General features: G+C 40.1%; 18 protein-coding genes. 8 read left to right on the top strand and 10 right to left on the bottom strand.

What is annotated here, in order from left to right; translation table 11 throughout:
* Positions 1-52: 52 nt before the first annotated feature.
* Positions 53-2446 carry a sugar-binding domain-containing protein gene (locus KQI58_RS07750; protein ID WP_216407945.1) on the bottom strand — a complete coding sequence of 798 codons (2394 nt, stop codon included), beginning with the start codon at positions 2444-2446 and terminating at the stop codon, positions 53-55.
* A gap of 115 nt (positions 2447-2561) precedes the next feature.
* On the opposite strand from KQI58_RS07750, the gene KQI58_RS07745 reads away from it, so the two are divergent.
* Positions 2562-3524: a helix-turn-helix domain-containing protein gene (locus KQI58_RS07745; RefSeq protein WP_216407943.1), complete on the top strand. Its 963-nt coding sequence runs from the start codon at positions 2562-2564 to the stop codon at positions 3522-3524.
* 16 nt (positions 3525-3540) lie between these two features.
* On the opposite strand, the gene KQI58_RS07740 is transcribed toward KQI58_RS07745, so the two are convergent.
* Positions 3541-4557, bottom strand: coding sequence for an AraC family transcriptional regulator (locus tag KQI58_RS07740; protein WP_216407941.1), 1017 nt, complete (start codon positions 4555-4557; stop codon positions 3541-3543).
* A gap of 277 nt (positions 4558-4834) precedes the next feature.
* Between KQI58_RS07740 and KQI58_RS07735 the strand changes: the two genes are divergently transcribed.
* The 4 genes from KQI58_RS07735 to KQI58_RS07720 are packed head-to-tail and all read left to right on the top strand — an operon-like array spanning position 4835 to position 11573.
* Positions 4835-6520: a glycoside hydrolase family 3 protein gene (locus KQI58_RS07735; protein WP_216407940.1), complete on the top strand. Its 1686-nt coding sequence runs from the start codon at positions 4835-4837 to the stop codon at positions 6518-6520.
* A gap of 17 nt (positions 6521-6537) precedes the next feature.
* Positions 6538-9363, top strand: coding sequence for an alpha-L-rhamnosidase (locus KQI58_RS07730; protein ID WP_216407937.1), 2826 nt, complete (start codon positions 6538-6540; stop codon positions 9361-9363).
* Positions 9356-10012: a beta-phosphoglucomutase gene (gene pgmB, locus KQI58_RS07725; RefSeq protein WP_216407935.1), complete on the top strand. Its 657-nt coding sequence runs from the start codon at positions 9356-9358 to the stop codon at positions 10010-10012. Before KQI58_RS07730 ends, pgmB begins: the two co-directional genes overlap by 8 nt.
* Positions 10013-10028: 16 nt before the next feature.
* Positions 10029-11573: a glycoside hydrolase family 43 protein gene (locus KQI58_RS07720; protein ID WP_216407933.1), complete on the top strand. Its 1545-nt coding sequence runs from the start codon at positions 10029-10031 to the stop codon at positions 11571-11573.
* Positions 11574-11689: 116 nt separating this feature from the next.
* Here KQI58_RS07720 and KQI58_RS07715 read toward each other — a convergent pair whose 3' ends face one another.
* The 4 genes from KQI58_RS07715 to chvE all read right to left on the bottom strand — a co-directional run bounded on the left by KQI58_RS07715 (position 11690) and on the right by chvE (position 15925).
* Positions 11690-12016 (bottom strand): PTS sugar transporter subunit IIB, encoded by a 327-nt coding sequence (locus tag KQI58_RS07715; RefSeq protein WP_216407931.1) that lies wholly within the window; start codon positions 12014-12016, stop codon positions 11690-11692.
* A 13-nt stretch (positions 12017-12029) separates the two neighbouring features.
* Positions 12030-13235, bottom strand: coding sequence for a multiple monosaccharide ABC transporter permease (gene mmsB, locus KQI58_RS07710; RefSeq protein ID WP_216407929.1), 1206 nt, complete (start codon positions 13233-13235; stop codon positions 12030-12032).
* A complete protein-coding gene (gene mmsA, locus KQI58_RS07705; protein ID WP_216407928.1) occupies positions 13235-14767 on the bottom strand; it encodes a multiple monosaccharide ABC transporter ATP-binding protein in 1533 nt (510 codons plus the stop codon). Before mmsA ends, mmsB begins: the two co-directional genes overlap by 1 nt.
* A gap of 69 nt (positions 14768-14836) precedes the next feature.
* A complete protein-coding gene (gene chvE / locus KQI58_RS07700; RefSeq protein ID WP_216407927.1) occupies positions 14837-15925 on the bottom strand; it encodes a multiple monosaccharide ABC transporter substrate-binding protein in 1089 nt (362 codons plus the stop codon).
* A 325-nt stretch (positions 15926-16250) separates the two neighbouring features.
* Between chvE and KQI58_RS07695 the strand changes: the two genes are divergently transcribed.
* The 3 genes from KQI58_RS07695 to KQI58_RS07685 are packed head-to-tail and all read left to right on the top strand — an operon-like array spanning position 16251 to position 20203.
* The gene (locus tag KQI58_RS07695; RefSeq protein ID WP_216407926.1) at positions 16251-17216 is read left to right on the top strand and encodes an ABC transporter substrate-binding protein; all 966 of its coding nucleotides are present in this window, start codon (positions 16251-16253) and stop codon (positions 17214-17216) included.
* A gap of 10 nt (positions 17217-17226) precedes the next feature.
* Entirely contained in the window at positions 17227-18672 is a 1446-nt protein-coding gene (locus tag KQI58_RS07690; RefSeq protein ID WP_216407925.1) for a sensor histidine kinase, read from the top strand.
* Positions 18665-20203: a response regulator gene (locus KQI58_RS07685; RefSeq protein WP_216407923.1), complete on the top strand. Its 1539-nt coding sequence runs from the start codon at positions 18665-18667 to the stop codon at positions 20201-20203. Before KQI58_RS07690 ends, KQI58_RS07685 begins: the two co-directional genes overlap by 8 nt.
* Before the next feature lie 80 nt (positions 20204-20283).
* On the opposite strand, the gene KQI58_RS07680 is transcribed toward KQI58_RS07685, so the two are convergent.
* The 4 genes from KQI58_RS07680 to KQI58_RS07665 form a co-directional block, all read right to left on the bottom strand.
* The gene (locus KQI58_RS07680; RefSeq protein ID WP_216407921.1) at positions 20284-22668 is read right to left on the bottom strand and encodes a phosphoketolase family protein; all 2385 of its coding nucleotides are present in this window, start codon (positions 22666-22668) and stop codon (positions 20284-20286) included.
* 164 nt (positions 22669-22832) lie between these two features.
* Positions 22833-24257, bottom strand: coding sequence for an L-arabinose isomerase (gene araA / locus KQI58_RS07675; protein ID WP_216407919.1), 1425 nt, complete (start codon positions 24255-24257; stop codon positions 22833-22835).
* A gap of 31 nt (positions 24258-24288) precedes the next feature.
* Positions 24289-24987, bottom strand: a complete 699-nt coding sequence (locus KQI58_RS07670) for an L-ribulose-5-phosphate 4-epimerase (protein WP_216407917.1) — start codon at positions 24985-24987, stop codon at positions 24289-24291.
* Between the two features lie 142 nt (positions 24988-25129).
* The gene (locus KQI58_RS07665) at positions 25130-26722 is read right to left on the bottom strand and encodes a xylulokinase (RefSeq protein WP_216407995.1); all 1593 of its coding nucleotides are present in this window, start codon (positions 26720-26722) and stop codon (positions 25130-25132) included.
* Positions 26723-26844: the final 122 nt, after the last annotated feature.

The raw sequence follows: 26844 nt of genomic DNA, 5'->3' as shown, positions 1-26844 counted from the left end.
AAAATTCATGCGCTTTGTGGTCTTTTCATAGATACTTTTTCCGCTGCATACTTTATTTTTGAATGGTTGCTTTGATTTGAACACTTGCTTCAGCCGTTCGCACGATAGCTAATGCTTTTCCTTGGAACAATCGAACGCAAGCTAGACTATACGCATCTTGATTCGTTGGATTTCCATTTGCTAATCCGACAATTTCTCCATTTTCGACAGAAATTGCTAGCTGATTATTTGCCGTAGGAACAAATCGTTGTTGATCATCCACTGCCTCTAGAGCAAAAAGACTGTATTCTTTTCCTTCAAAAATTCTTTTACTACGGATCGAGTGAATCGTTGAACTAGTCTGATGCTTAGCTTCAGTGATAATTTGATTTCCATCATAGGCTACAGCTTTTACTTCCCCAGCTTGATATGGAATTTCCCAATTAGCGATACAGCCAACAACTATTTTCTTACCAAAACTTATTCCATTGACAAAAATCTCAACTTCATCGGCATTACTGAAGACACGAACAGCAATCATCCCATCCGTATTGATCTCGAGGCCTTCTTCATTCCAATGAGGCAGAATATGAAGTACAGGTTCTTTTTTCCAATTCGCTTGATAATAGTAGTAATAATCCTTCGGAAAGCCGCACAAATCCGCGATACCGAATTGAGAAGAAATAGCTGGCCAACCAAAAGGAGAGGGTTCGCCGTAGTAATCAAACGCCGTCCAAAGAAAAACTCCCCCCATATATTGGTGCTCAGATAGATAATTTAAAACTTTTTCAGGTGTTGCGGTCCCTCCTGCTCCGGAGTCACCAGGTTGACGCTTTCCAGGTAAAATCATTGAAAATAGCGATCCAAGGTTAGAGCACTGACAATTTTCTTCATTGTCTTTATAAATGCCTCGAGTAGAAAAATAGGAGGCACTTTCCGTACTCATGATCGTAAGTTCTGGATACTGCTCTTTGATTTTAATCGCACCAGTTCCCATTGCATCCGCTTCTGGATAATTTACACCCAGTACGTCATAATTTGCTAGATAGCTTTCATTAACTATACCATCAGGATTAAGTAGTTCTGCTGAAACAACTAGGCTTTCATAGTTGTTTTCTTTGATACAGCGAACTAATTTGTGAGCGATGCGGCTGCCAAGGTTGGTATTCCCGATGACCTCCTCATTTGCTACTGACCAAAACGCAATCGAAGCATGCATCCTGCTTTTTTTAACCATTTTTTCCAAATCAGTAATTCGCCAAGGTGTGCTCTCTAACAACCGGTTCTCATTCATTAAAAGAATGCCAAAACGATCGCAAGCCTCCATAAGTTCCTCAGAAGCAAAATGATGAGCACTGCGCCAGGCATTGACACCCATTTCCTTCATCGTTTTAATTTTATAATCAACGATATCCTGATTCAGTGCTACACCTACTCCAGCAAAATCTTGATGCTCGCAAACACCTCGCAGTTCATACAAATTCCCATTTAAATAAAACCCTTGTGAATCATAAGCGAACGTTCGAATGCCAAAGCTTTTACGACACTCATCCGTTTCCATTTGAAAAACTGCTTCATATAAATGAGGATTTTCAGGTGACCAGAGTATTGGTGCAGGAAAAATGAATGTTTCTTTAAGATTCCGTTTTTCAAAGGGCTGTATCGTTTGTTTTCCTAACGTGATCAGCTGTTCACCGATCCTGATCACTGGCGAGACCTCGACTATCTCCTGTGAGTAATTCTCGATACAAACCTCAGCTCCCATAACTGTTTGTGTTTCTTGAAGCTCCTTTGTATAGACGTAAGCATTTTCTCTATCAAAAGCGATCAATGGTACAAACTCTAACCAAACGTCACGATAAATACCAGCGCCTTCATACCACCAGCCTTCTGCTCCTGTTGTTGTATCCACTCTTACCAGCAGTACATTAACTCCTTCATTACCATATCTGGCCATCTCAGAGATATCATAAGAAAAACTTGTGTATCCACTAGTATTCTGGCCTAGATAGGCACCATTTAGCCAAACATCTGCTGAACGCATCACTCCTTCAAAATGCAAAATAACGCGCTTTTGATTCATCAGCTCATCATTTAGTGAGAAAGTTTTCCGATAATAACCAATCCCATCTTCCTTTGATCCAGATATAAGCAATTCTGGATCTTGTTTATAGGGCTGACTGATTTTCCAGTCGTGGGGAATCGTAATAGTTTGCCATTCTTGATCCAATCCAGAATCAAAATCGGTTCCGGCTAAATTTTTTAATCCTTGAATCTCATCTCCTCTAGCAATCAGTTTTAAAAAATGCTCGCCTCCTGCACCGTATGTTACAGATTCTCCAGCCTCTTCTATTAGCGGCGCGGTCAATCCACCTAAAGCGTGGGCTTTTTTAGCTGTTTTTTTAGGCATCCCGATTTCTCCGTAATGAAACAGCCATTGCTGATTTATTTTTTTCTTTTCTCGCATCTGTTTCCCTCCTATGATATCCATTATTCTAGTTCGTTTGTCTCTGTGATATAATGAAAAATACCGACTTCAAGAAACCGTTTACTATAATTTCTCAACCTTTCGGAGGTGCTTTATGGCAAAAGATCCTTTTTCTGAGCTTCATTCAGACAATGCAGACATCCCGCAAATCAGGACCCATTCACCGATCGCCATCTTCTTTAAACAAAAAATCGGCGAAAAAATTCTTTATACTAAAGTTCAGGATGGTAAAATTGTTGCCTTTGAAAATGAAGAATATCAAGCGTTGCATAAAAATCAAAACTTTGAATTAATGTATGTTTTAAAGGGAGAATTAACAAACTGTATTGAGGAGAAGGAATATATTTTTCAAGCAGGAGAAGGCTGTCTATTGAATACTCAGATTCTGCATCGGGAAATTCTTTCAGATGGCTGCAATGTCGTCTTTCTAAATTTATCGCCTGCGCTGCTTCAGGAATTACTGTCCATTGATTCTGGCGAAGGTCCGATCTTTCAATTTTTACAGCAAAATCTACAATCTGATGCCCAATGGAAACGCAGCTATATTGAGTTTACTCCCTGCTTGCCTTATCAAAGCGAAGGCTTTCATGTCATCATTGATTCTTTGCAGCTAGAGGTAGCTACCTCAAAAATCGGCCGTGCTTATTTTCAACGAGGATTGATTTTGCGCCTGTTGGATGCACTGGAAAATACCAATCAATTTTCACTTCAGCGGATTGATCTGGATTTATCCAAAGAAGATTATCTTGTTAATCGCGTGATTCATTTGATTGAAAGCCGCTTTGGTAACATTTCTCGAAAAGAAATCGAAGCCACACTGCACTACAATCCTGAATATCTGAATCGTCTCTTAAAACGGCAAACAAAAATGACTCTGGCCAATTATGCTCAAATGATCCGAACTCAAAAAGCTCAACAGCTATTAAATACGACCAGTTTGACCGTTCAGCTTATTGCAGAACGACTAGGCTTTTCCAGTGAAGCTTACTTTTACCATTTTTTTAAAAAGCAAACCGGATTATCACCCAATCAGTATCGCCAAAAATTTAAGCTCTAAAAAAGCCGATTGAGACTCAATCGGCTTTTTTGGCATTGAAAGAATGCTTTTCACGATATTCAGTTGGTAAAATCTTTAAATGTTTTCGAAACATTTTATAAAAATAGGAGGGATTTTCATACCCTACCTTTAGGGCAATCTGTTCAATCGGAGCATTGGTATACGTCAAATACTCCGCTGCAACATTCACCCGTTGCAGATGAACCAATTTGATAAAGGTCAATCCGGTGTGTTTTTTCAAATAAGAAGATAAATAATTCGGATTGAAGCCAAAGTGCTGAGCCATTTCCTCTAACGTAATGTGCGCATAATTCTTTTCAATATATAAAAGTAACGATAATAAATTAACTGATCCATCATCTTCCCCAGCAATCACCGTTTGTTCATTGGCAGCTGAGCGAATCAATCGGCCGAAGAGTGTTAATAGCTCTAATCGGATGATCTGATTCGATTGGGTGTCTGGATAATAGTATTCCTGAATAATATCCTCTAATAGTAAATGAATCTTTGTATCTTGGTTCGTCCGAAACAAGCGATAGATGTTTTCCCCTTGCGTTTCATTTGAGAGCAACGAGAAAAGTAATGAAGACACTTTTTTGGTCACTCGATCCTCATACATAAAATGATAATCGTTTAAATTGAAAGCCGTGTCCTTTAGGGTCAGATTGACTACGATAGCATCGGTTTCAATTGGTTCTACCCGATGAATCGTATGATTGCCAATAATGATCAAGTCATTTTGCTTCAACTTCAGCTCATCGTTTTTGGTAATAACGGTACATTCACCTACAAGAGGTACGATTATCTCTACATAATTATGTACATGAAATGGAATGAAGGAACTCACTGGTTGTACTGAAATGGCTATTGATTGCGGATTTACCACTAACGAGTCGTCCAACGTATGGAAAAATTCGTAAACAGGCTCGTTTTTCAACACACCTGTTTGTTTTGGTCTCATTTCTGAATCTAACTCATCCCAATTACGAGGATGATTTTTCTCCTGTAATATGGTTAAAAATTCTTCTTCCATTCCTTCAGCTCCCCTCAAAAAAGCTACTATCTGTGTAATAAGTCGAGTAATTGTAGGATTTAAATCTTTAAGTTGTTTTTTTGAATGATATTCTTTCATTACTTCGCCTAAACTATCTCATGAATAAATCATTCAAGCAAGACTCAATTTTAGAAAAACGAAAGGAGCAATGAAATGAACACACTTAAGCTGTTTTTTCACAATGGTTTATACAATTTCTTCCAGCTAGAATGAAAGCGTGAACAAGTATCTTTAAATCATTGGAGGCGCAAAAAGCATGTTAGATTTATCAAAAAAACCTTATTACTTAGCAGAAGAACAAATTCAACAGCTGCAAAGCAAAGTCCAAACTATGACTTTGGATGAAAAAATTGGCCAGCTCTTTTTTGTCATTGGACAGGACGAGGATCAAGTAGACATTAAAGAATTCATTAAAACCTACCGCCCTGGTGGTATGATGTATCGCCCCGCCTCATCTGAAAAAATCAAACGACAATTAGCAACTGCTCAAGCAGCCAGCGACATCCCCCTTTTCTTTTCGGCAAATTTGGAATCTGGTGGAAATGGGATTATTACAGAAGGAACTTGGTTCGGAATGCCTCTGCAAATTGCTGCGACAGATGATCCTGAACAAGCCTACGAATTAGGCAATGTCGCTGGAAATGAAGCTGCTCAAGTAGGCTGCAACATGTCCTTTTCCCCGATTGTTGATATCGATCTGAATTTTCGGAATCCGATCACCAATACTCGAACCTTCGGCAGCAATCCAAAACGTGTGATTCAAATGGCAGCTGCTCAAATCAAGGGGTTGGAAAAAAACAGCATCTTGCCCGTTATCAAGCACTTTCCAGGGGACGGCGTCGACGAACGAGATCAGCATTTGTTAAGCACGGTCAACTCGCTGTCCGTTGATGATTGGATGAACTCTTATGGGCAAATCTACCAAACCTTTATTGATCAAGGAATTAGCAGTATCATGATCGGACATATCATGCTGCCGGCTTGGGAGAAAAAGCTGTCTCCGGATATAAAGGATTCAGAATTAAAACCTGCATCGGCCTCAAAACGGCTAATTGATGGGCTATTACGTGACGAACTTGGATTTAACGGCTTGACGATTACCGATGCTACACCAATGATTGGTTACAATTCGATTCTTCCGCGAGAAGAACTGTTACCTGCAACCATTAATGCCGGAATCGATATGATCCTTTTTAATAAAAACATTGATGAGGACTATATGTTTATCAAAAAAGCGGTTGAAAATGGCACATTGAAGCTGGCTCGAATCAATGAAGCTGTTTTACGAATTCTCGCGACAAAAATGGCACATGGTTTATTTGAAGCGACGATGCCAGAAACGTTGAATTTAAATACTGCTGAACATGCAAAAAAAGCAGCCGCAGCAGCTAAAAAGGCCGTTACTTTAGTCAAAGATCGGGATCGCCTTTTACCTTTGACAGTCGAACGTTATCCACGAATTCGATTGGTTGTTTTAGGTGACTCGGACGACGGAGGTTTTAAAGAAGGCGGTCAAGTTTCCGCTCTTTTCCAAAAACAGCTGGAGACACTGGGCTTTCAGGTAACTCTGTTTGACCGAAAGCATTTAGATTTTCATGAGATTTTTGAAGAAGGCGTGGCTGAAATGAAAGAGAAATTTGATCTAGCACTCTATATTGCAAATATCGAAACAGCTAGCAATCAAACCACCACTCGTCTTGACTGGATTCATTTAATGGCAGCTGACGCTCCTTGGTTCATGAAGGCTATTCCAACGATCTTTATCTCAACAGCAAATCCCTATCATTTATTTGATATCCCAGCAGTATCTACCTACATCAATACGTATACTGGAAATAAGGAAAGTATTGACGCAGTACTTAGAAAAATGACTGGTGAAGAAGACTTTGAAGGCATCAGTCCGGTCGATCCATTTTGCGGTGACTTTATCGCTAAACTATAAAATTAGGAGTGTAAAAAATGAGAATTTCAAAAATCTTGATCAATCATATGACAGAACCTGTGGGCTTTCAGTTAGATGATCTGCGAATTGAGTTTACAGTGGAAGCAGAACAGTTCACAGAAATAACGAAGCAATTAACGATCTGGACAGATAATTATGAAGCCCCCGTTTACCAAAGCAAGCAGGAACCATTCGAAACTAACTATTTTGATGTTTCGTTGACACTGGTTCCACGTACTCGTTACCACGTAGAAATTGCGATTCGAGACTCCAATCATGAGTTTTTTACCAAAGAAAGCTTTTTTGAAACTGGAAAAATGGATGAACCTTTCCAAGCAGATTGGATTGCTCATCCAGATAAAGCCATTCAAAATACACTTTTTCAAAAAGAATTCAGCTTAAAGTCAAAAGTAGTAAAAGCGCGTTTATATGCTACTGGATTGGGTGTTTATGAGGCATATATAAATGGTGAAAAAGTCGGTGATGAATACTTAACACCTGGTGTTACAGCATACGATCAATGGATCCAAGTTCAAACCTACGATGTCACAGCAGCCTTCCAAAAAGCAGCGGATCATGAACTGCTCTTCACTACTGGTGACGGCTGGTATAAAGGGACTTTAGGCTTCGATGGCGGAATGAAAAACATTTACGGCGACCAGCAATGTGTCATTGGAGAATTTCACGTGACTTATGAAGATGGACGAACAGAGATTATTTCCACTGATAGCTCATGGGTAACAACCAGCGGAAAAGTAACTAAATCAGAGATTTATTGTGGAGAAGACTTAAATGATACATTAACCCCTTCCGATTGGCAGTCCGTGATCTTACTAGATCAGAATAAGGCACTACTTCAAGACCGATTGAGTCTGCCGATAAAAATTATGGAACGATTATCCGTTGAGGAAATCCTTGAGACTCCGGCTGGTGAACAGGTGCTTGATTTTGGTCAAAACCAGACTGGCTGGCTGGAATTTTACAACCGCGAACCCAAAGGCACAAAGCTCGTTTTTCAAATGGGAGAAATCCTGCAAGAAGATAACTTTTATCGCGAGAACTTACGTGAAGCACGGGCCTCTTTTGTCTATATCTCTGACGGTGAAGAAAAATGGGTTCGCCCCCATTTCACTTTCTTCGGTTATCGTTATGTAAAAGTCGAAGGAAACACTCAAGCACTGAGAAAAGAAGATTATCAGGCGGCGGTCCTTTATTCCGAAATGACAACCACTGGGGGAATCGAAACCACCAATCCAAAGGTTAATCGTCTTTTTCAAAATATTCTGTGGGGACAAAAAAGTAACTTCCTGGATATCCCGACTGATTGCCCACAACGAGATGAACGATTAGGTTGGACAGGCGATGCCGAAGTGTTTTCTAAAACGGCTGCTTTGAATATGAACGTCTTCCCTTTCTTTAAAAAATATGCAAAAGACATCGCTATCGAGCAAAAATTGCATGATGGTATGGTTCCCATGTATGCTCCAGCAATGGGAAATTCTGATGGTGGTGCTGCGGTTTGGGGCGATGCAGCAACGATCATTCCTTGGAACATGTATCAGATTTATGGTGATTCAGCGATTTTACGTCAAAACTACTCAGCAATGAAGGATTGGGTAGCCTGGATTCAAAAAAACAGTAAGAGCACTGATTTATGGACTGGAACCTTTCAATTTGGTGATTGGCTCGCTCTTGATGGAGAAAATCCCGCGTTACCAACTGGAAAAACTGAAGAAGATTTTATCGCCTCTGTCTACTACTACTATTCTAATAACATCGTTGCTAAAACAGCTGAAATTTTGAAGTTCCCTAATGATGCGACCTACTATCGTGAACAAGCTCAACGAATCAAAGAGGCCATTGTTAAGGAGTATATTACTGCAAATGGCCGTTTAGCAATTGATACTCAGACGGCTTATGCAATCGCACTATATTTTGAATTGGTCCCTCAATCACAACGTTCACGAGTTGCTAAAGATTTAGTCGTCCGCTTGAAAAAGGATAATGACCATCTTAAAACTGGATTTGTCGGTACTCCCTTCATCTGTCAGGTTTTATCTAATTATGGCTATCATAAACTAGCAACGAAAATTTTCCTTTTAGAAGATTTCCCAAGCTGGCTCTATGCAGTAAATCTTGGGGCAACAACTGTCTGGGAACGCTGGAACTCCGTTCTTCCTGATGGTTCCATGAACCCTGAAGGAATGAATTCATTAAATCATTATAGCTTTGGTGCCATTATGGAATGGGCCTACACCTATCTCCTAGGTATTCAACAGGTTCAGCCCGGCTATCAGGAAATAAACTTTGCGCCGCTATTTGATTACCGCTTAAAACAGGTTAATGGACATTTCGATACACCATATGGAACGTTCGCCGTAAGCTATCAAATCGAAGCAGACAGTGAACACACCATTAAGCTCAACTTGACTGTACCTTTTGGAACGACCGTACATGTCGATTTACCACGAGGAGAAAATAGTCCTGTAACAGTCAACAATCAGAAAAAAGCCAACGGTCGCTTCTCTCTTACCTGTGGCACCTATGAAATCGCCTATGTTCCCAGCGAAAATTACGTAGAACATTATAATAGCGAAACACCCGCAGCCGAAATCATAGCAGATGAACTGTTGGTTCAAAAAATTGATGCGATTGATTCCGTGTTAGATTTCTTTAGAGCAGATCCAGCAACTGTTAAAGGCGGTCTAGGAACTATGTCATTGACCAAATTGAATACACTCTTACCTTTTATTCAAATCACACCAGAGAATCTAGCAAAAATCAATGACGTGTTAGCATCAACGCCTATCTTAAGTGAACGGGAGGAAATCTCTCTTGTTTAAAGGCGCATTGTTTGATTTAGATGGGGTCATCGCCGATACCTCCACCTTACATTTTGAAGCTTGGAAAAAGCTTACAGACAATTACTTTTCTGCGAAACTTCCCAGTAACTTGGAAGAAAAAACAAAAGGAGTGAGTCGAGCGGATTCTTTGAAGGTGATCTTAAATTATTTAGACGTATCTGTCTCTGAGAGTATGTTTCAACAGCTTTTGTTTGAAAAAAATGAACAGTATAAGGAGTCACTTAAGCAGTTATCCCCTGACAATATATTACCAGGGGTTGCGGCATTCATTTCTGATTTGAAACAGCAGAAGGTAAAGCTTGCTTTAGCCTCTTCTAGCTTAAACGGAACACTTATTTTAGAAAAGTTAGCTTTGGGAGAGACATTTGACGCCATCGTCGATCCTAGTAAAGTGAAAAATGGAAAACCAGCTCCAGATATTTTTATTGCTGCGGCTAACTCATTGAATCTTAAGCCTTCAGAATGCATCGGTATTGAAGATTCGATTGCTGGACTTAAAGCCATTAAAGAAAGTGGTGCTTTCTCTGTAGCAATAGGAAATAGCATTGATCTGAGGACAGCAGATCTTCCGCTTTCAACTACCGTTGAACTAACGTTTGCTGCTGTTCGTACAGCCTATCATCAATAGAAAAGGAGTGAATTATATGGTGGAATCTTATCAAAATCCAATTCTACGCGGGATGTATCCTGATCCGAGCATCGTTTTGGTAAAAGATACTTATTATATGGTCAACAGTACTTTTGAGTACTACCCAGGGATCGCCTTAAGTAAAAGTACTGATCTATTAAACTGGACAAAACTCCCTGGGATCGTCGTAACAACGGAACAAGCGGACCTAACAAAGGCGAAATCTAATGAAGGAATCTTCGCAGTTTGTATTCGCTTTTTCAAAGATCATTTCTATGTGATCACTACTAATTTTGCGGAGTTCAAAAACTTTATTATCAAAGGTAAATTGAATGAGAATGGAGAAATTATTTGGGAACAACAACGGATAGAAATCGACATTATGGGAATTGATCCTGATCTTTACCATGAAAATGGACGAACCTATGTCACCTTCACAGGTTATATCGATGATAAGGGAACCAAAGCCATTCAACAAGCAGAAATTGAGCTTGCAACTGGAGCCATTTTGCGTGGTCCAGAGGTAATCAGTCTTGGAACGGGTGGTCGCGATGTTGAAGGCCCTCACATAATTAAGCGAGAAAACACTTATTACCTACTGGCTGCTGAAGGCGGAACGGGTGTGGGGCATATGATTACGATGTTCAAGTCGGACAATCTTTGGGGACCTTTTGAGGATCACTCGACCATCAATCCTATTTTTACAAATCGTGATCGCGCAAATGAACCTTTACAAAATATTGGTCACGCCGATCTCTTCCAAGATATGAAAGGAAATTGGTGGTTGACCTGTTTAGGAACGTGCCCATCTACAATTGATTTCAAGCAAATTACCAATATGGGACGAGAAACCCTGCTCTATCCAGTCAATTGGGAGAAAGAATGGCCAGAAATCAATCAGGGCATCCCAAGTGAAGTTGTCGATATGAAGCAGTTTCCGAGACATCAAAAGGTACTTGTAAATGAGCAAAAATTTTTACCTTTTGTTGATAAATTTGATCAACCTACTTTAAATCCTGAATGGCTTAGTTTACGGGATAGCCTTAGTGAAAATATTCTTTTGCAAAACTCTACATTAACTTTAAAAGGCCGCTCAACAACAATTGAACAAGGCACAACTCCCTCATTTCTCGGAGTCAGACAAACTGAAAAAGCAGAAAAATTCACTGTCAAAGTCGAAGAATCTACTACTTTCAATCATGGAAAGATCGGTATCATCAGCATGATCAACGATACCCATTTTGCTGCTCTTTTAGTTCGAGAAGAAGAAGGAAAATTTATTGCATCTCGTTCTCAAAAAGTAGAAGATTTAGTTGTTGAGGAAGATTTGGGAAGCCTTGAGTCACTGCCAACGAAGTTTGAACTAATCAATCAACCAGCAACGAAAGCATTCACTGTCACTGACGGCAAAAAAGTTCTAAGCTTTAAAACTAGCTCGTTACATTTTTCTAATGAAGCAATCGCTGCTCTAAATACAGGAGATGTACAGGGCATCTATGCTTTGAATGATGCATCATTAGTTGTTAAAGAGATACGACGTCAAGCGGTTAATGTTGAATAAGGTAAATACTTTAAGGCACTGTCCATATGCAGACAGTGCCTTAAACTTCGTCATTATTGAAACTGTTCAATTTCTTACTTAAACATGTCAGCTAAATCGACATTTTCTTTCGTTGATTAAACAAAGCTTGCAAGTATTTCCTTAAGTACCGCCTCTCCATCTAACGTTTCGTAATCTTCTTTCTTGATCATCTTGTAGCTCACCGCTTTGTAGTTCAAAAAATCCTTCAAACGGCTCACTTCGTATTCTGATTGGGGACCGATCATCAGACCATCGATTTGTTGATTTTGGATGGCTTGCTCAGCGATAATTGCTGGGGCAGAATACACGCGAATGGGAATGTTCTGCTCATCTGCTGCGGTTTGGATATTTTTTACTAATAGGCCAGAGGTGATACCGGCTGTACAAATCAGCAAAATATGTTTTTCCTTTTGTTCCGTCATCTTGTCTACCACCTTACGAAATTTTGCGTTTCTTATTGTAGATATCTAATACGACTGCTAAAAGTAAGATCAGACCTTTGATTGCCTGCTGCCAGTCGACACCGACACCAAGAATCGACATCCCGTTGTTCAGAACACCCATAACCAAGCCACCGACGATCGCTCCAGTAATGGTTCCGATACCACCTGAAGTAGAAGCGCCACCGAAGTATACAGAAGCCATCGCATCTAACTCTAAAGAAGTTCCGGCCTGTGGTGTCGCTGCGTTCAGACGAGCAGCCAAGATTAAGCCAGCTAACGCCGCCATCATGCCCATATTGACAAAGACCCAGAAAGTAATTTTTTTGGTTTTGATCCCTGAAAGCTGCGCGGCTTTCAAATTACCACCTGTCGCATAAATCTGACGACCTGCAACTGTACTGTTCGTTAAGAAGCCGTATACACCAACAATCACTCCTAAAATGATCAAGATAATTGGAAATCCTTGGTATGAAGCAAAAATGTAACTCATTCCTAAAACAATCCCGACGGTCAAAATAGATTTAAAGATAAAGGCGTTCATTGAAGGTACTTCAAACAGATTCTTTTTGCGCTTTTCCCGTGCTTTCCATTGGAAGAAAACCAAACCTGCGGCTAAAATTAAGCCTAAAATCAAGGTTAAAAGGTGCATGCCTGAGGAGGAAACCATAATTTCTGGCAAATAGCCTGTTGAAATTTTTTGGAAGGCTCTCGGAAACGGCGCGAGTGATTGTCCGCCAAGTACGACTTGCGTCAAGCCGCGGAACATTAGTAATCCAGCGAGCGTCACGATGAAGGCTGGGATACCGACATACGCTACCCAAAATCCTTGCCATGCTCCAATTAATGCACCGATTGCCAAACAAACAGGCACTGCGAGCCATGGACTCATGTGGTTGTTTACCATCATCATTCCGGCAATTGCGCCAACAAACGCCATGACTGAACCAACAGACAAATCAACAAATCCCAACAATACAACCAGCAGCATACCTGCGGCTAAAACTAAAATATGGCTATTTTGTAAAACGATATTGGTGATATTTAACGGTCGAAGGAAAATTCCTCCGGTCATCATTTGAAAAGCGATCAATAAGGCGATCAAAATAATAACCATACTGTATTTGCTGAATATATCTAAAACTTTTTCTTTTATATTAATCGTACTTTTTTCTTTACTTTCCTTCGTTGCATTCTCCATTAGGATACTGCCTCCTCTTCCTTCGTCATCAAGTTCATCAGTGTTTCTTGGTTGGCATCTGCACGCATGACTTCACCGGTCATCGTTCCTTCATTCATGGTATAAATGCGGTCGCACATTCCGATAATCTCTGGCAGCTCAGATGAGATGATACAAACACATTTCCCCTGTGCAGCCATTTCTTCAATGATGGTATAAATCTCGTACTTCGCTCCAACATCGATTCCACGCGTAGGCTCATCCAAGAAAAGAACATCCGGTTCGGTCATTAGCCATTTCGCTAAAACAACCTTTTGCTGGTTTCCCCCACTAAGGCTGCCCACATTTTGAAAGACGTTATTAGCCTTGGTCCGCATTTTCTTGCGATAATTTTCTGCTTCTGTCACTTCTTTTTCTTTATCAAGAATGCCGCTTTTACTAATTTTTCCAAGACTGGCAATCGTGGTATTTTCACGAATATCCATCAGCAGATTCAATCCGACAGCTTTTCGGTCCTCAGATACATACGCTAAGCCATGTTGAATTGCCTGAGAGACATCGTTAATTTTTATTTCCTTACCGTCTTTAAAAATCTGACCGCTAATATTACTGCCATAAGATTTCCCAAAAATACTCATAGCAAACTCTGTACGACCAGCACCCATTAAACCAGCAATCCCAACGATCTCCCCACGTCGAATATTGAAATTGATATGATTATTCATTACTCTTGCGGTATCAATCGGATGATGCACGGTCCAGTCCTTGACTTCAAAAAGAACTTCACCGATATTCGGATGGCGGTCAGGATAGCGGTTGGTGAGATCTCGTCCTACCATTCCTTTGATGATGCGTTCTTCATTGATGTCTTCATTCTCTAACGTTTCAATCGTTTGACCGTCACGTAAAATGGTGATGCGATCCGCCACGTCTACGATCTCATTCAATTTGTGGGAAATGATAATTGAGGTAATGCCTTGGGTACGGAATTCTTTGATTAACTCCAATAAATTCGCACTTTCTTCTTCATTCAAGGCAGCCGTCGGTTCGTCCAAAATGAGCAGTCGAACATTTTTGGAGAAGGCTTTAGCGATCTCAACTAACTGTTGATGACCCACACCAATTTGTGAGACCAAGGTATTAGGATTGATTTTTAGCCCTACTGTTTTTAGTAAATTTTCTGTTTTTCGTTCAGTTAAATTCCAATCAATGATGCCGTGATTGGTTTGTTCATTGCCTAAAAAAATATTCTCTTTGATCGACAGATAAGGACTCAAGGCTAACTCTTGATGGATGATTACAATGCCTTTTTCCTCACTATCTCGCAGTCCTTTGAACTGACAGGTCTCACCGTCATAAATAATGTCGCCTGAATAATTGCCATAAGAAAATAATCCACTAAGAACATTCATTAACGTTGATTTGCCTGCACCGTTTTCTCCGCAAAGGGCATGGATTTCTCCCCGCTTGATACTTAGATTCACGTCATCCAAGGCGCGTACACCGGAGAATTCTTTAATGATATTTTTCATTTCCAATATGTAGTCGGCCATTTTTCCACTTCCTTATTAAGATGATCGAGAAAAGTACAGTAAAGTTACTCGTACTTTTCTCAGATCCTGTTATTCGCTTAAATCTTTTTCCTTATAGTATTTTGTATCAATCAATTCTTGTTTGTAGTTGTCTTTATCAACAGAAACAGGTTTTGCTAAATACGTTGGTACTACCTTTTCACCGTTATCGTAAGTTTCCTTGTCATTAACCGGCACTTCTTTGTCATCGTGAATCGCTTCAATCATTTCAACGGTGTTATCAGCTAAAATGCGTGTATCTTTAAAGATTGTTTCCGTTTGTTCACCAGCGATAATTGATTTCACTCCTGCGATGGTCGCATCTTGCCCTGTAATAACTGGTAGTGGTTTGTCGCCTGATCCATAGCCAACCCCTTTTAATGAAGAAATAATTCCCAAACTAATCGGATCATAAGGAGATAAGACAGCATCTAATTTCTTGTCTGTATAATTGGCACTTAAGAGATTATCCATTCGCGATTGAGCAGTCGAGCCATCCCAACGCAAGGTTGCGATTTGATTGAATTTTGTTTGGCCAGATGGGACGTTTAATTGCTTACTGTCAAAGTAAGGTTTGAAGACCGACATCACTCCGTTATAATTGATTAGTGCATTGTTATCATCTGGGGAACCGCCGAATAATTCAATATTGTAAGGTCCTTTGCCATCCTTTAAGCCCAATTGGTCTTCAATATAGGATGCCTGTAAAACACCAACTCCGAAATTATCAAAAGTTGCATAATAGTCAACATACTTAGAATTCATCAATAAGCGGTCATAGGCAATGACTTTAATATCTGCTTGATGCGCCTTTTCCAATACGTCGGTAAGTGCGGAACCGTCAATTGAGGCGATCACCAATGTATCGACTCCTTTAGTGATCATATTTTCAATTTGTGCCACTTGATTTTCAACTTTATCCTCGCCGTACTGCAAGTCTGTTTTGTAGCCTTTCTTTTTCAATTGCTTAACGATATTGTCTCCATCAGCGATCCAGCGTTCGGCTGATTTGGTAGGCATGGACACACCAACAAACCCTTTGTCATCCCCTGAAGCATTTCCTTTTCCACAAGCAGTTAGTGCGGTCAGCGCAAGTAGTGAAACTGTTGCCACTAACATTTTTTTGAACCCTCGTTTCATATCTTTCCCTCCAAAACATATTTGATAAGCTAAGTGTACGTTTTATGGCAAACGCTTTCATTGAGATTCTTTTTTACTTTCTTGGAATAATCGGGAACTTTTTTTCTTTTTCGCGGTTTTCTTGGATTTTTTTTCCTGAATCTTGACATTTATTCGGAATACGCCAGCATGTTAGAATTACCAATGAGAGCGCTATATAATAGAAGAAAGATTATCGATATAAAGTGAGTTGGTATTGGCAAAGGCTAATTAATTAGCAAGAGAATCTGTCCGTGAGGTTCAAACGATCTTTTTGTAAAAATCCTTTAAAACGAGGTGTGACCCTATGAAAAAAATCAATTTACTCCTGCTGATTGGCCTGTGCCTTGTGTTAGCAGGCTGCAAACAAGAGGCGCCAAAAGAAAATCATAACGAAATCACGATTGGATTCGCTCAGGCTGGGATCGAAAGTAACTGGCGCAAGGTCCAGAGTAAATCCATCAAAGAGGAATTAGAGAAGCAAAACTATCAAGTGATGTCTCGTAATAGCTTCTCCGACCCTAAGCAGCAATACCAAGACGTAATGACCTTCATCGCTTATCAAGTCGATTTGATCATTCTCTCCCCCATCCAGGAAATTGGTTGGGAACCTGTTTTAGAGGAGGCGAAAAAAGCCAATATTCCAGTAATAATTGTGGATCGAAATATTGCTACAAATAGATCTGATCTTTTTTTGACTCATATTGGCTCTAGTTTCAAGGCACAAGGAGGACGTGCTGGTTTATATGTGACGAATCACTATCAGAAAGTCGAAAAAGAGGCCATCAATGTTTTCGAGATCAAGGGTGTCGAAAATTCTTCACCCACCCGATTACGCCATGATGGCTTCGCTGAAACAGTTGGTCGTGATCCAAGAATACAGATTACCCAAACGATCACTGGTGATTTCATTCGATTAAAGGCGAAAGAAAAATTTTCAGAAGCCATCAAGGCCGGTAAGCTTGATAATATTGACGTCATTTATTCTCACAATGATGAAATGACTTTAGGAGCACTAGATGCCCTCGACGAACATCAACTTGAGAATAAATTCGTTGTTGTCTCCATTGATGCTCAGAAAGAAATGATTGATCTGCTAAAACAGCGCAAGGTCAACTGTGTTGTAGAATGTAATCCATTCATGGGAGAGCTCGTTGCGAATACTGTTAAGCGCTATTTTGACAATAAGACAATCTCTGAAGACATCTATGTCTCTGATACAGTTTTTTCTGATCAAAATTCTCTTTCGACAATCCCGCCACGAAATTATTAGGAGGAAGCTGATGAAAAAACAGATGACGATTAAATCACTCTTGCAGCGTATCAGTTGGCTGATGCTCGTCTTATCGATTGTACCGCTGATCATCAGCGTCTTGATTTACACCCGCTACCTCTTCACTTACGAACGCAGTGTTGGCAATATTTCAGAAGCCAATCGAATTGCTAATGACGTAGAAGAAAAAATTATGGAAGAAGCTTGGAGTCTCACTTATGGTCAATTGACTCCAGATGAATTTACTAAAAGTAATAGTGTCCATCGCATTAAAAAGGAAATCCGTCAGATTAAAAAGAATACACAAAGTACCCAAGAGCGCGCGACGCTAAATATCGTCACTCGTTCGTTAGATAATGTGAATAATTATTTGGAGAAGATCGTAGCAAACATTGAAGCAAACAAGCACTTCCAGGAGAACCAAGAATTAATGATCCATGTGGAATCGGCAACTAATTTAGTTCACGACATCTTGCAAGACTTCGTCAATGTTGAAATCAAACTTGCAGCGAACCAAAGTCAGCAAGTCCGACAAGCCATCATTATATTATCCGTGATCGAAGCCTGCATTATCGCAGCAATTATCTTCTTTACACGGACGACGAACACTCGCTTGATGAAACAAATCCAGCAGCCAATGGAAGAAATGATCCACATGGCAGATGCCCTTTCTGATGGCAAATTGAATTATCGAATCACAACACCACCTGGAAATGAGTTGCAGAAACTAAGTAACAGTATGAACGAAATGGCGGATAACTTGGTGGTTCTCTTGGAAGAAAATGCCTTAAAGCAATACAATCTAGCGCAAAGTGAAGTACGAGTACTCCAAGCACAAATTACTCCGCATTTCATTTATAATAGCTTAGACGCCATTTTGGTCTTAGAAGAAATGGGTGAAAGTGAAAAAGTGAAAGAAATGACCTACGCCCTTTCTGACTTCTTCAGGATTTCTTTAAGTCAAGGACAGGATTGGATTCCCGTTGAAAAGGAAATCAAACATATTCACGATTACCTGATTATTTTACAAATACGCTACGGCGATGCTCTGACTTATTCAATCGAAATCGAAGAAAAAATCAAAGAATATTCTATGTTAAAAATGATTCTGCAACCACTAATTGAAAATGCGGTTTATCATGGAACGAAACTGGTTCGACGGACAGGCAAGATCATCGTACAGGCCTTTTTAGGTAAGCAAAACGAGCTGCATTTTTATATTATTGATAATGGAAAAGGCATTCCTAAACAGAAGCTGGAGGAAATCAATCAAGAGTTAGCGGATGGTTTAGATACGGATTTTACAGAAGGCTATGGATTGTTCAACGTAAACAAACGTTTATTGCTTTACTACGGAAAAGAAGCAAAAATCACGATCACGAGTATTGAAGACAAAGGGACCACTGTCCACGTGGTCGTCCCGACTATGCAAAAAGGAGCTGCAAAACATGTATAAAGTTTTTATTGCGGAAGATGAACACCTGATTCTTGAATCTTTAAAGCGAAACTTAACACAGCTTTCCGAGAAGCTCCCGATCGAAATCGTTGGTGAAGCTGGTGACGGTGAGGTCGCTCTCTCAATGATTCTCGAACTGCAACCAGATATCTTATTAACAGATATCCGGATGCCCTTTATGGATGGAATCGAACTCTCGCAAGAAGTCCGACAGAATCTTCCAGACATTCAAATTATCTTTATCAGCGGCTTTGATGAATTTACTTACGCCAAAGCGGCGATTCATTTACAAGTAGCCGAATACTTGTTGAAACCGATTAAGCTTGATGAACTAAAAGACAGTATTAAAAAAGTTATCACTCAATTAGAGCAAAAAAAGCAACCGGCTACCATTGACTCCTACTCCTTCGACGTAAAAAAGAATCTTTTTTTGAATACACTATTTGAAAATCGAGTTTCCACGTCGGAAGCAATCGAAGAAGCAAGACAGCTGAACAGAAAAATTGCAGGAAAAAAATTCAGCGTATTACTGATTGCCAATCACATAAATAAAAATTTTGCTGACTACGAGCATTTTCGAGGAAAAATGACTAAACTATTTGTCGATGATAAAAACTTGCTTTTCTCCTGTCTGTCTTCTCGTTTTATTAAAATACTTCTTTTTGATGCCAATAAAGAAGAACTGTCAAGCAAGGCGGATCAAGTAGCCGTCACACTTTACTCTGAGTTAAGTACTGCTGAATCAAAGCTTGTGATTGCAGTTGGAAATCCTGTCGAACGAATTAGTGAGATTCAACAAAGCTATCAAACCGCTAAAAATCTATTAGACTATTCTTTAGTACAAACACAACATCAAATCCTCTATTATCAGAACTTTGGTAAGAAAATGCATCAATACGAAAAAGAAATTGACTTAAAGAAAAAAATTGATCAAGTCACTACACAAACAACTTATTTACTGATCGATGAGTTGATAGAAAAAGCTGAAAAAAGCGAAAACACTTTATTATATCGTTTAGCTTTACTAAATGAACTGGACCACCTAGTGGAAGAGAAAAATAAGAAAGTAAAAACTAAATTTCCAATCGCTACACCTTCCAATCTATCAGTGATTATTTCAGATAATACATTATTTCGAAATTATTTAAATCAGGTATTGGGCTTCTTAAAACATACAGTTATTGATGAAAGTATGCGGCAATATCGTGACCTTATCGAACAAGCGGTTCTTTATATCAAACAGAATTTCTCAGATCCAGAACTGTCTTTAGGCGATGTCGCCTCCCATACGAATCTTAGCAGCTCTCATTTTAGTACAGTTTTTTCACAATCATTGGGAAGGACCTTCGTTGAATATTTGACTGAACAGCGACTGACTGAAGCAAAACGTCTGCTAAAAGAAACTGATTGGAAGCTTTCAAATATCGCATCAGAAATTGGTTACAATGATCCCAATTATTTCAGCTATATCTTTAAACGAAAAGAAGGCATTTCGCCAAAAGAATACCGAAAAACAAGATCGATACTATAAAAAGACCTGTAAACATGCCACAATCGGCGCTGTTTACAGGTCTTTATTTAGGTGATTCAGTTTCTTAGCGGCACACAGACTTAACTAAAATGATATCCTTTTCTTTTCAGTTCTTGCCATTTCCAGTTTTCCACTTCTGGAAGATCACGACCTTCTGTTCGAATAAAGTCATGATGTTTTGCCAATGTTTCATCCATTTGCACTGAGAAGTCTTTTGCATTTTCAGCATAAACTGCATTCGCTGCCTCTTGAGCTAAATGGAAGCGATCCAATTCACTGAAGACACGCATATCAAACGGCGTTGTAATATCACCATTTTCACGATATCCGTGAATATGCAGATTATGATTGTGACGATCAAAGAAGATGTCACGAACCATGCCTTCGTATCCATGGAAAGCAAAGACGATTGGTTTATCCGTAGTAAAAATTTCATCGAACTCTTCGTCAGTCAATCCACGAGGATCAATATCAGGATGACGTAGTTTCAAGATATCCACGACATTGACAAAGCGAATCTTCAAATCAGAAAACTGTTCATTCAGAATCGATACAGCTGCTAAAGCTTCCAAATTAGGTTCTGTTCCGGCTGCTGCAATAACAACATCTGGTTCTTCCCCATTATCAGTACTTGCCCAATCAATAACCTTCAAGCCTTTTTTGACCAATTCTTCTGCTTCGTTCGCAGAATAGAATTGTGGACGTGGGTGTTTACTTGAAACGATCAAGTTAATCACTTGTTTGTCTTGCATCGCTTTATCCATAACAGCCATCAAGCTATTCGCATCAGCTGGCAGGTATTCGCGAATGAATTCTGGTTTCTTCTCAGCTAAATGGGTCAATACACCTGGATCTTGGTGGGTATAGCCATTATGATCTTGCTGGAAGACCGTAGAAGTTGCAATCAGATTTAATGCTGGGTATTCTTTGCGCCAAGCATGCGCATTGGCTTTACGCATCCATTTGAAATGTTGCGTTAACATTGAATCAACCACACGTAAGAATGATTCGTAGCTGGCAAAGAAACCATGACGACCGGTTAATACATACCCTTCTAAAAATCCTTCTGCCTGATGTTCTGATAACTGACCATCAATCACACGACCAACCGATGATTGCCATTCGTCGGTACTGTTTTTTGGTTCCATCCATTGACGATTCGTCACATCAAACACTTTGTTCAAACGGTTGGATTTCGTTTCATCTGGTCCAAAGATGCGGAAATTGGTTGGATTTTCAGTGATCATATCCCGAGCTTGTTGACCAAAGACGATCATATCTTGTGCCATTACCGCACCTGGTGTTGTCGTATCAATCGCATATTGCTTCCAATTTGGCATATTCATCGGTTTTGGATCAATCCCGCCATTGGTGATTGGATTGGTTGACATCCGACGATCGCCTTTTGGTGAGATTTCTTTCAATTCATCGACGATTTTTCCGTTTTCATCAAATAATTCTTCTGGACGATAAGATTTCAACCAGTCTACTAATTTATCAGCATATTCCATATCTTCTGAACTTACTGGGATTGGCACTTGATGCGCACGGAAAGTTCCTTCTAATTGTTCGCCATCCCAAGTTTGCGGACCAGTCCAGCCTTTTGGTGTTCGGAATAAGATGACTGGCCATTGCGGCATCGTAGCATCTTCAGCTTTGCCTTTACGAGCTTCTGCTTGGATATCTTTGATTTCAGTGATTACTTTATCTAGCGTTTCAGCCATAATTGGGTGAACTTTTTCAGGGTCTGTTCCTTCAACAAAGTAAGGTTTCCAGCCAAGACCTTCGAAATATTTTTGCAAATCTTCATCGCTCTTGCGAGAAAGAATTGTTGGATTTGAAATTTTTCCGCCGTTTAAATAAACAATCGGTAATACTGCACCATCATTCACTGGATTGATAAACACGTTTGAGAACCAACCGCCGGCCAACGGACCGGTTTCTGCTTCGCCATCGCCTACAACAGTTGCTGCAATCACATCTGGATTGTCTAAGATCGCACCCGTCGCATGTGATAAAGAATAACCAAGTTCGCCACCTTCATGAATCGATCCTGGTGTTTCTGGTGCGGCATGAGAAGCGATCCCGCCTGGGAATGAGAACATCTTAAATAATTTTTTCAGACCTGCTTCATCTTCTGTAACCTCAGGATAAATTTCGCTGTAGCTGCCATCGATGTAGGAATTTGACACCATGACTTGACCACCATGACCGGGACCTTCAATATAAAACATATTTAAATCATATTTATTGATTACTCGATTTAAATGAGCATAGAGAAAGTTTTGACCTGCAATCGTTCCCCAGTGGCCGATTGGATGCGTCTTAACATCTTCTTTTTTCAATGGCTTTCTTAACAAAGGATTGTCCTTCAAAAACATTTGCGCAACGGAAATATAGTTTGCTGCACGCCACCATGCATCTACCTTTTCAATATATTCCTTTGAATCATAATTGCTCTTCATACAATGAGAACCCCTTTATAGTTTTTTTTACTTTTATTATTTTAGTACAATATACCTTTAATTAGCTTAAAAGTAAACCTTTACGCTCAAACTAATAGTATTTTTTACTTTTATTAGTTTAATAAAATATTGGCTTGGATATTCCCAAACCAATATTTTACCTTCTATTTAATTGTCACATATTCTAGATCAACTAGCTTCGCCCATGTAATGATTTGTTCAGTCGTAAGATTCAAAGAAACCACCGTATGATGTCCGCCGCCGACTTCGATCCATTTCCCTACCCCTTCATGGAAGTTTGGTTTTACCTTCCAAAGCACACGAGCCACTGGTAATTTTGGTGCTTCTTCTGTTGGTTCAAACGCTTCAACCTCATTGATTAATAATTTATAATGCGTTCCAAAGTCTGCCATTGAGACTACCACGCCATCGCCTGCTTTTCCATCAAATACCAAACGAGCCGGATCTTCACGGTCGCCCATTGATAATGGTGAGACAACAATCTTAGGCTTATTAACTGCTAATGTTGGATCAACTTCCATCATATGGGATTGTAAGATGGCTTCTTTTCCAGCAGCCAATTCATACGTGTAATCTTCCATAAATCCAGTGTTTTGATTATGCGCCATGACTTTCATCAAACGATCCAAAGCAGCTGTTTTCCAATCGCCTTCTCCAGCAAAACCATACCCCTCTGCCATCAAGCGTTGCACCGCTAGTCCAGGTAATTGCTGCATGCCATAAAGGTCTTCAAAGTTTGAAGTAAAGGCATTGTAATCACCGGCTTCTAAGAAACGGCGAATGCCGATTTCTTGTTTTGCTTGCACCTTGACACGAGCTTCCCACGTCGCATGATCATAATCGCCATAATCGAAGTCATACAATTCCTTGTATTCTGCAAACAAAGCATCGACTTCTTCATCTTTGACCGCATCAACATACTGCACCAAATCACCAATACCGAAGTAATCAACGACCCAGCCAAATTGAATCTGCGCTTCGACTTTATCGCCTTCTGTCACGGCAACATTGCGCATATTATCACCAAAACGAGCGACCTTGATATTAAAGCTTTCGTTGTAAGCTACCGCAACATCCATCCAGTCAGCGAGTTGTTTTTGGACGCTTTCTGTTTGCCAATAGCCAACGACGATTTGATTTTGTTTTTTCAAGCGGGCATTGATGAAGCCATATTCACGGTCACCATGAGCCGATTGATTCAAATTCATAAAGTCCATGTCGATCGTTTCCCAAGGAATACTTTCATTGAACTGTGTCGCTAAATGCAGCAAGGGTTTTTGTAATAATTTGGTTCCACGAATCCACATCTTCGCTGGTGAGAAGGTGTGCATCCAGGTGATTACACCTGCCACCTCATCACGATAATTGACTTCCTTCATAATTTTTGTAATCGTATCAGAAGTTACTGCTAGTTCCTTTAACACGATGGGATAGTTCATTTTTCCGCTATCATTCAGTCCTTTTACGATCGCTTCTGCATCAGCTTTTACACTTTTCAGCGCTTCTTCTCCATATAAATGCTGCGATCCTACGACAAACCAAAATTCTTTTTTGCTTACTTCTAACATAACTATTCGCTCCTTCTTTTACATTGATGTTTTAATTTCCTTGCCCATAATAGGCATTTTTTCCGTGTTTTCTTAGATAATGTTTATCTAAAATACGCTGTGGCAATTCTTCGGCAAAGCTGTTCAACTGTCGTGCAAAAAGATTCATTTTCGCAACCTCATCTAAAACAACCGCGTTCATTACAGCGCTATCTGCATCTTTCCCCCAAGTAAATGGTCCGTGTCCGTGCAATAGCACACCAGGTATCTCCATAACATCAATCCCGCGTTCTTTGAAGGTTTCAATGATAACGTTCCCTGTTTCGTGCTCATAACCAGCATCAATTTCCTCTTGGGTTAAAAATCTAGCACATGGCACTTTGCCATAAAAGGTATCTGCATGGGTCGTCCCCATTGCCGGTAAATCCAGTCCTGCCTGTGCCCAAATGGTTGCCCAAGTGGAATGGGTGTGGCAAATCCCACCGATTTCAGGAAAGGCTTTGTACAACACCGCATGAGTCGGTGTATCAGAAGAAGGATTCAAGTCCCCTTCGATCACATTGTTGTCTAAATCAACAACGACCATATCGGATGCTTGCATTTGTTCATAGCCTACGCCGCTTGGTTTGATGACAAAATAGCCCGTCTCTTTGTCAAATGCACTGACATTTCCCCAAGTGTATTTGATCAAGCCTTGCTTGGGTAATTCTAAATTAGCCTGAAAAACCTCTTCCTTTAAATGCTCTAACATTTCAACTTCGCTCCTCGTTCGTTTCATAATTCGTATTAAAGTATTCATTTTTTCTCTTGCCTTGTATCGTCATCCATGCAGTTGCTGCATGATCAGGTAAATGGTTCTTTTTTTGTCATGTGTGTACAACAAATTAAAATCCTTATTTTAACGAAGTGATCGCCTCGGCTTCGATCGATAACCCTTTTTCATATCGATCAATAAATTGACTATATCCTTTTAGATCTTCTGTCGTCGGTTCGATGGTCACGCCTTCACTCGTCGCAAATACCTGTTGTTCGAGAAAATCCGACAGAGAAAGTTCGGCCTCTTCTAATTGGTAAGCAGCAAGTAAAGCAATGCCCCAAGCGCCTCCTTCACCCGCTGTTTCCATCACCGTCACCGGTGCCTCCATCGCAGAAGCCAAAATTCTTTGACCTACTTCTGGTGTCTTGAAGATACCGCCATGCCCAACAAGCTTATCGATCTTAATATTTTCCTTTTTCAAAATCTCCATCCCAATGCGCATTGCACCAAAGGCACTAGATAAATGCAGACGTATAAAGTTGGCTAAATCAAACTTGCTTTCAGGTGTCCGAACAAATAATGGACGCCCTTCATTCATGCCTGTGATATTTTCACCTGAGTAGTAACCGTAAGAAAGCATCCCGCCGCAATCAGGTGTGCCCTCTAACGCTTTTTCAAATAGCGTATTATATAGCTTGTCCCCACTGATTTCTAAACCTAGCGCGTCAGAAAATTCCTTGAACAAATTGACCCAAGCATTGATTTCAGAAGAACAATTATTTGTATGAACCATTGCTACTAAATCGCCTACTGGTGTAGTGACCAAATCGATTTCCGGATGAACCTGTTTGAGTTTTTCTTCAAGAACGATCATGGAAAAAGCTGAGGTTCCGGCCGACACATTCCCGGTTCTTTGGCGGACACTGTTGGTCGCAACCATCCCAGTACCTGCATCTCCTTCTGGCGGGCAAAGAGGAATTCCCGCCTGTAGCGTACCTGTCGGATCAAGTAAATAGGCTCCTTCTTGACTCAAGCTTCCCGCTGATTCTCCAGCTAGTAAGACCTTCGGCAGCACCTGATTCAGTTCTTGCGTGAAGGCAGTCCCTTTAGTCAAGTCGCTAAATTGCTTCAGCATCGTTTGATCATAATCCTTTGTTTCAGTATCGATCGGGAACATTCCAGATGCATCACCGACACCCAAAACTTTTTGTCCGGTCATCTGCCAATGAATGTATCCTGCCAAAGTAGTCAAAAATCGAACTTCACTTACGTGTTCCTCCTGGTTCAAAATCGCTTGATACAAATGGGCGATACTCCAGCGTTGAGGGATGTTATACTGAAAGACTTCCGTCAACTGCTTTTCTGCCTCTTCTGTAATCGAATTCCGCCAAGTTCTAAACGGCACTAACAACTCGTCATTTTTATCAAACGCCATGTAACCATGCATCATTGCACTAAAGCCGATTGAACCGATTGTTGTTAGGGTTTCACCATACTTCTCAAATACTTCGGTGGCCATTTTGCGATAGCTTACTCGTAAGCCCTTCCAAATGTCTTCAAGTGAATAAGTCCAAATTCCATTCTCCAGCGTATTTTCCCATTCGAAGCTTCCAGCAGCAATCGGAACCAAATCGGAACCGATTAAGACTGCTTTGATTCTAGTTGAACCAAACTCAATCCCTAAAGCTGTCCGGCCATCCATAATATCCAGCTTGGTTTTTGCAACCATTTCCTTCGTATCGATAGGAATCTCCTCCTTTTTTTCTCTTTTGTTACCGTTATCATACAATTTATGTACGTACATGTCAATCTATTTTTTTCGTTTTGTTCGTACAAATATTTCAGCCAACA

The organism is Enterococcus raffinosus, assembly GCF_018917525.1.
GTDB classification, from domain to species: Bacteria; Bacillota; Bacilli; order Lactobacillales; family Enterococcaceae; genus Enterococcus_A; species Enterococcus_A raffinosus_A.
The sequence above is the reverse complement of the archived record's forward strand: the minus strand, read 5'-3'. Positions and strand labels throughout refer to the sequence as shown.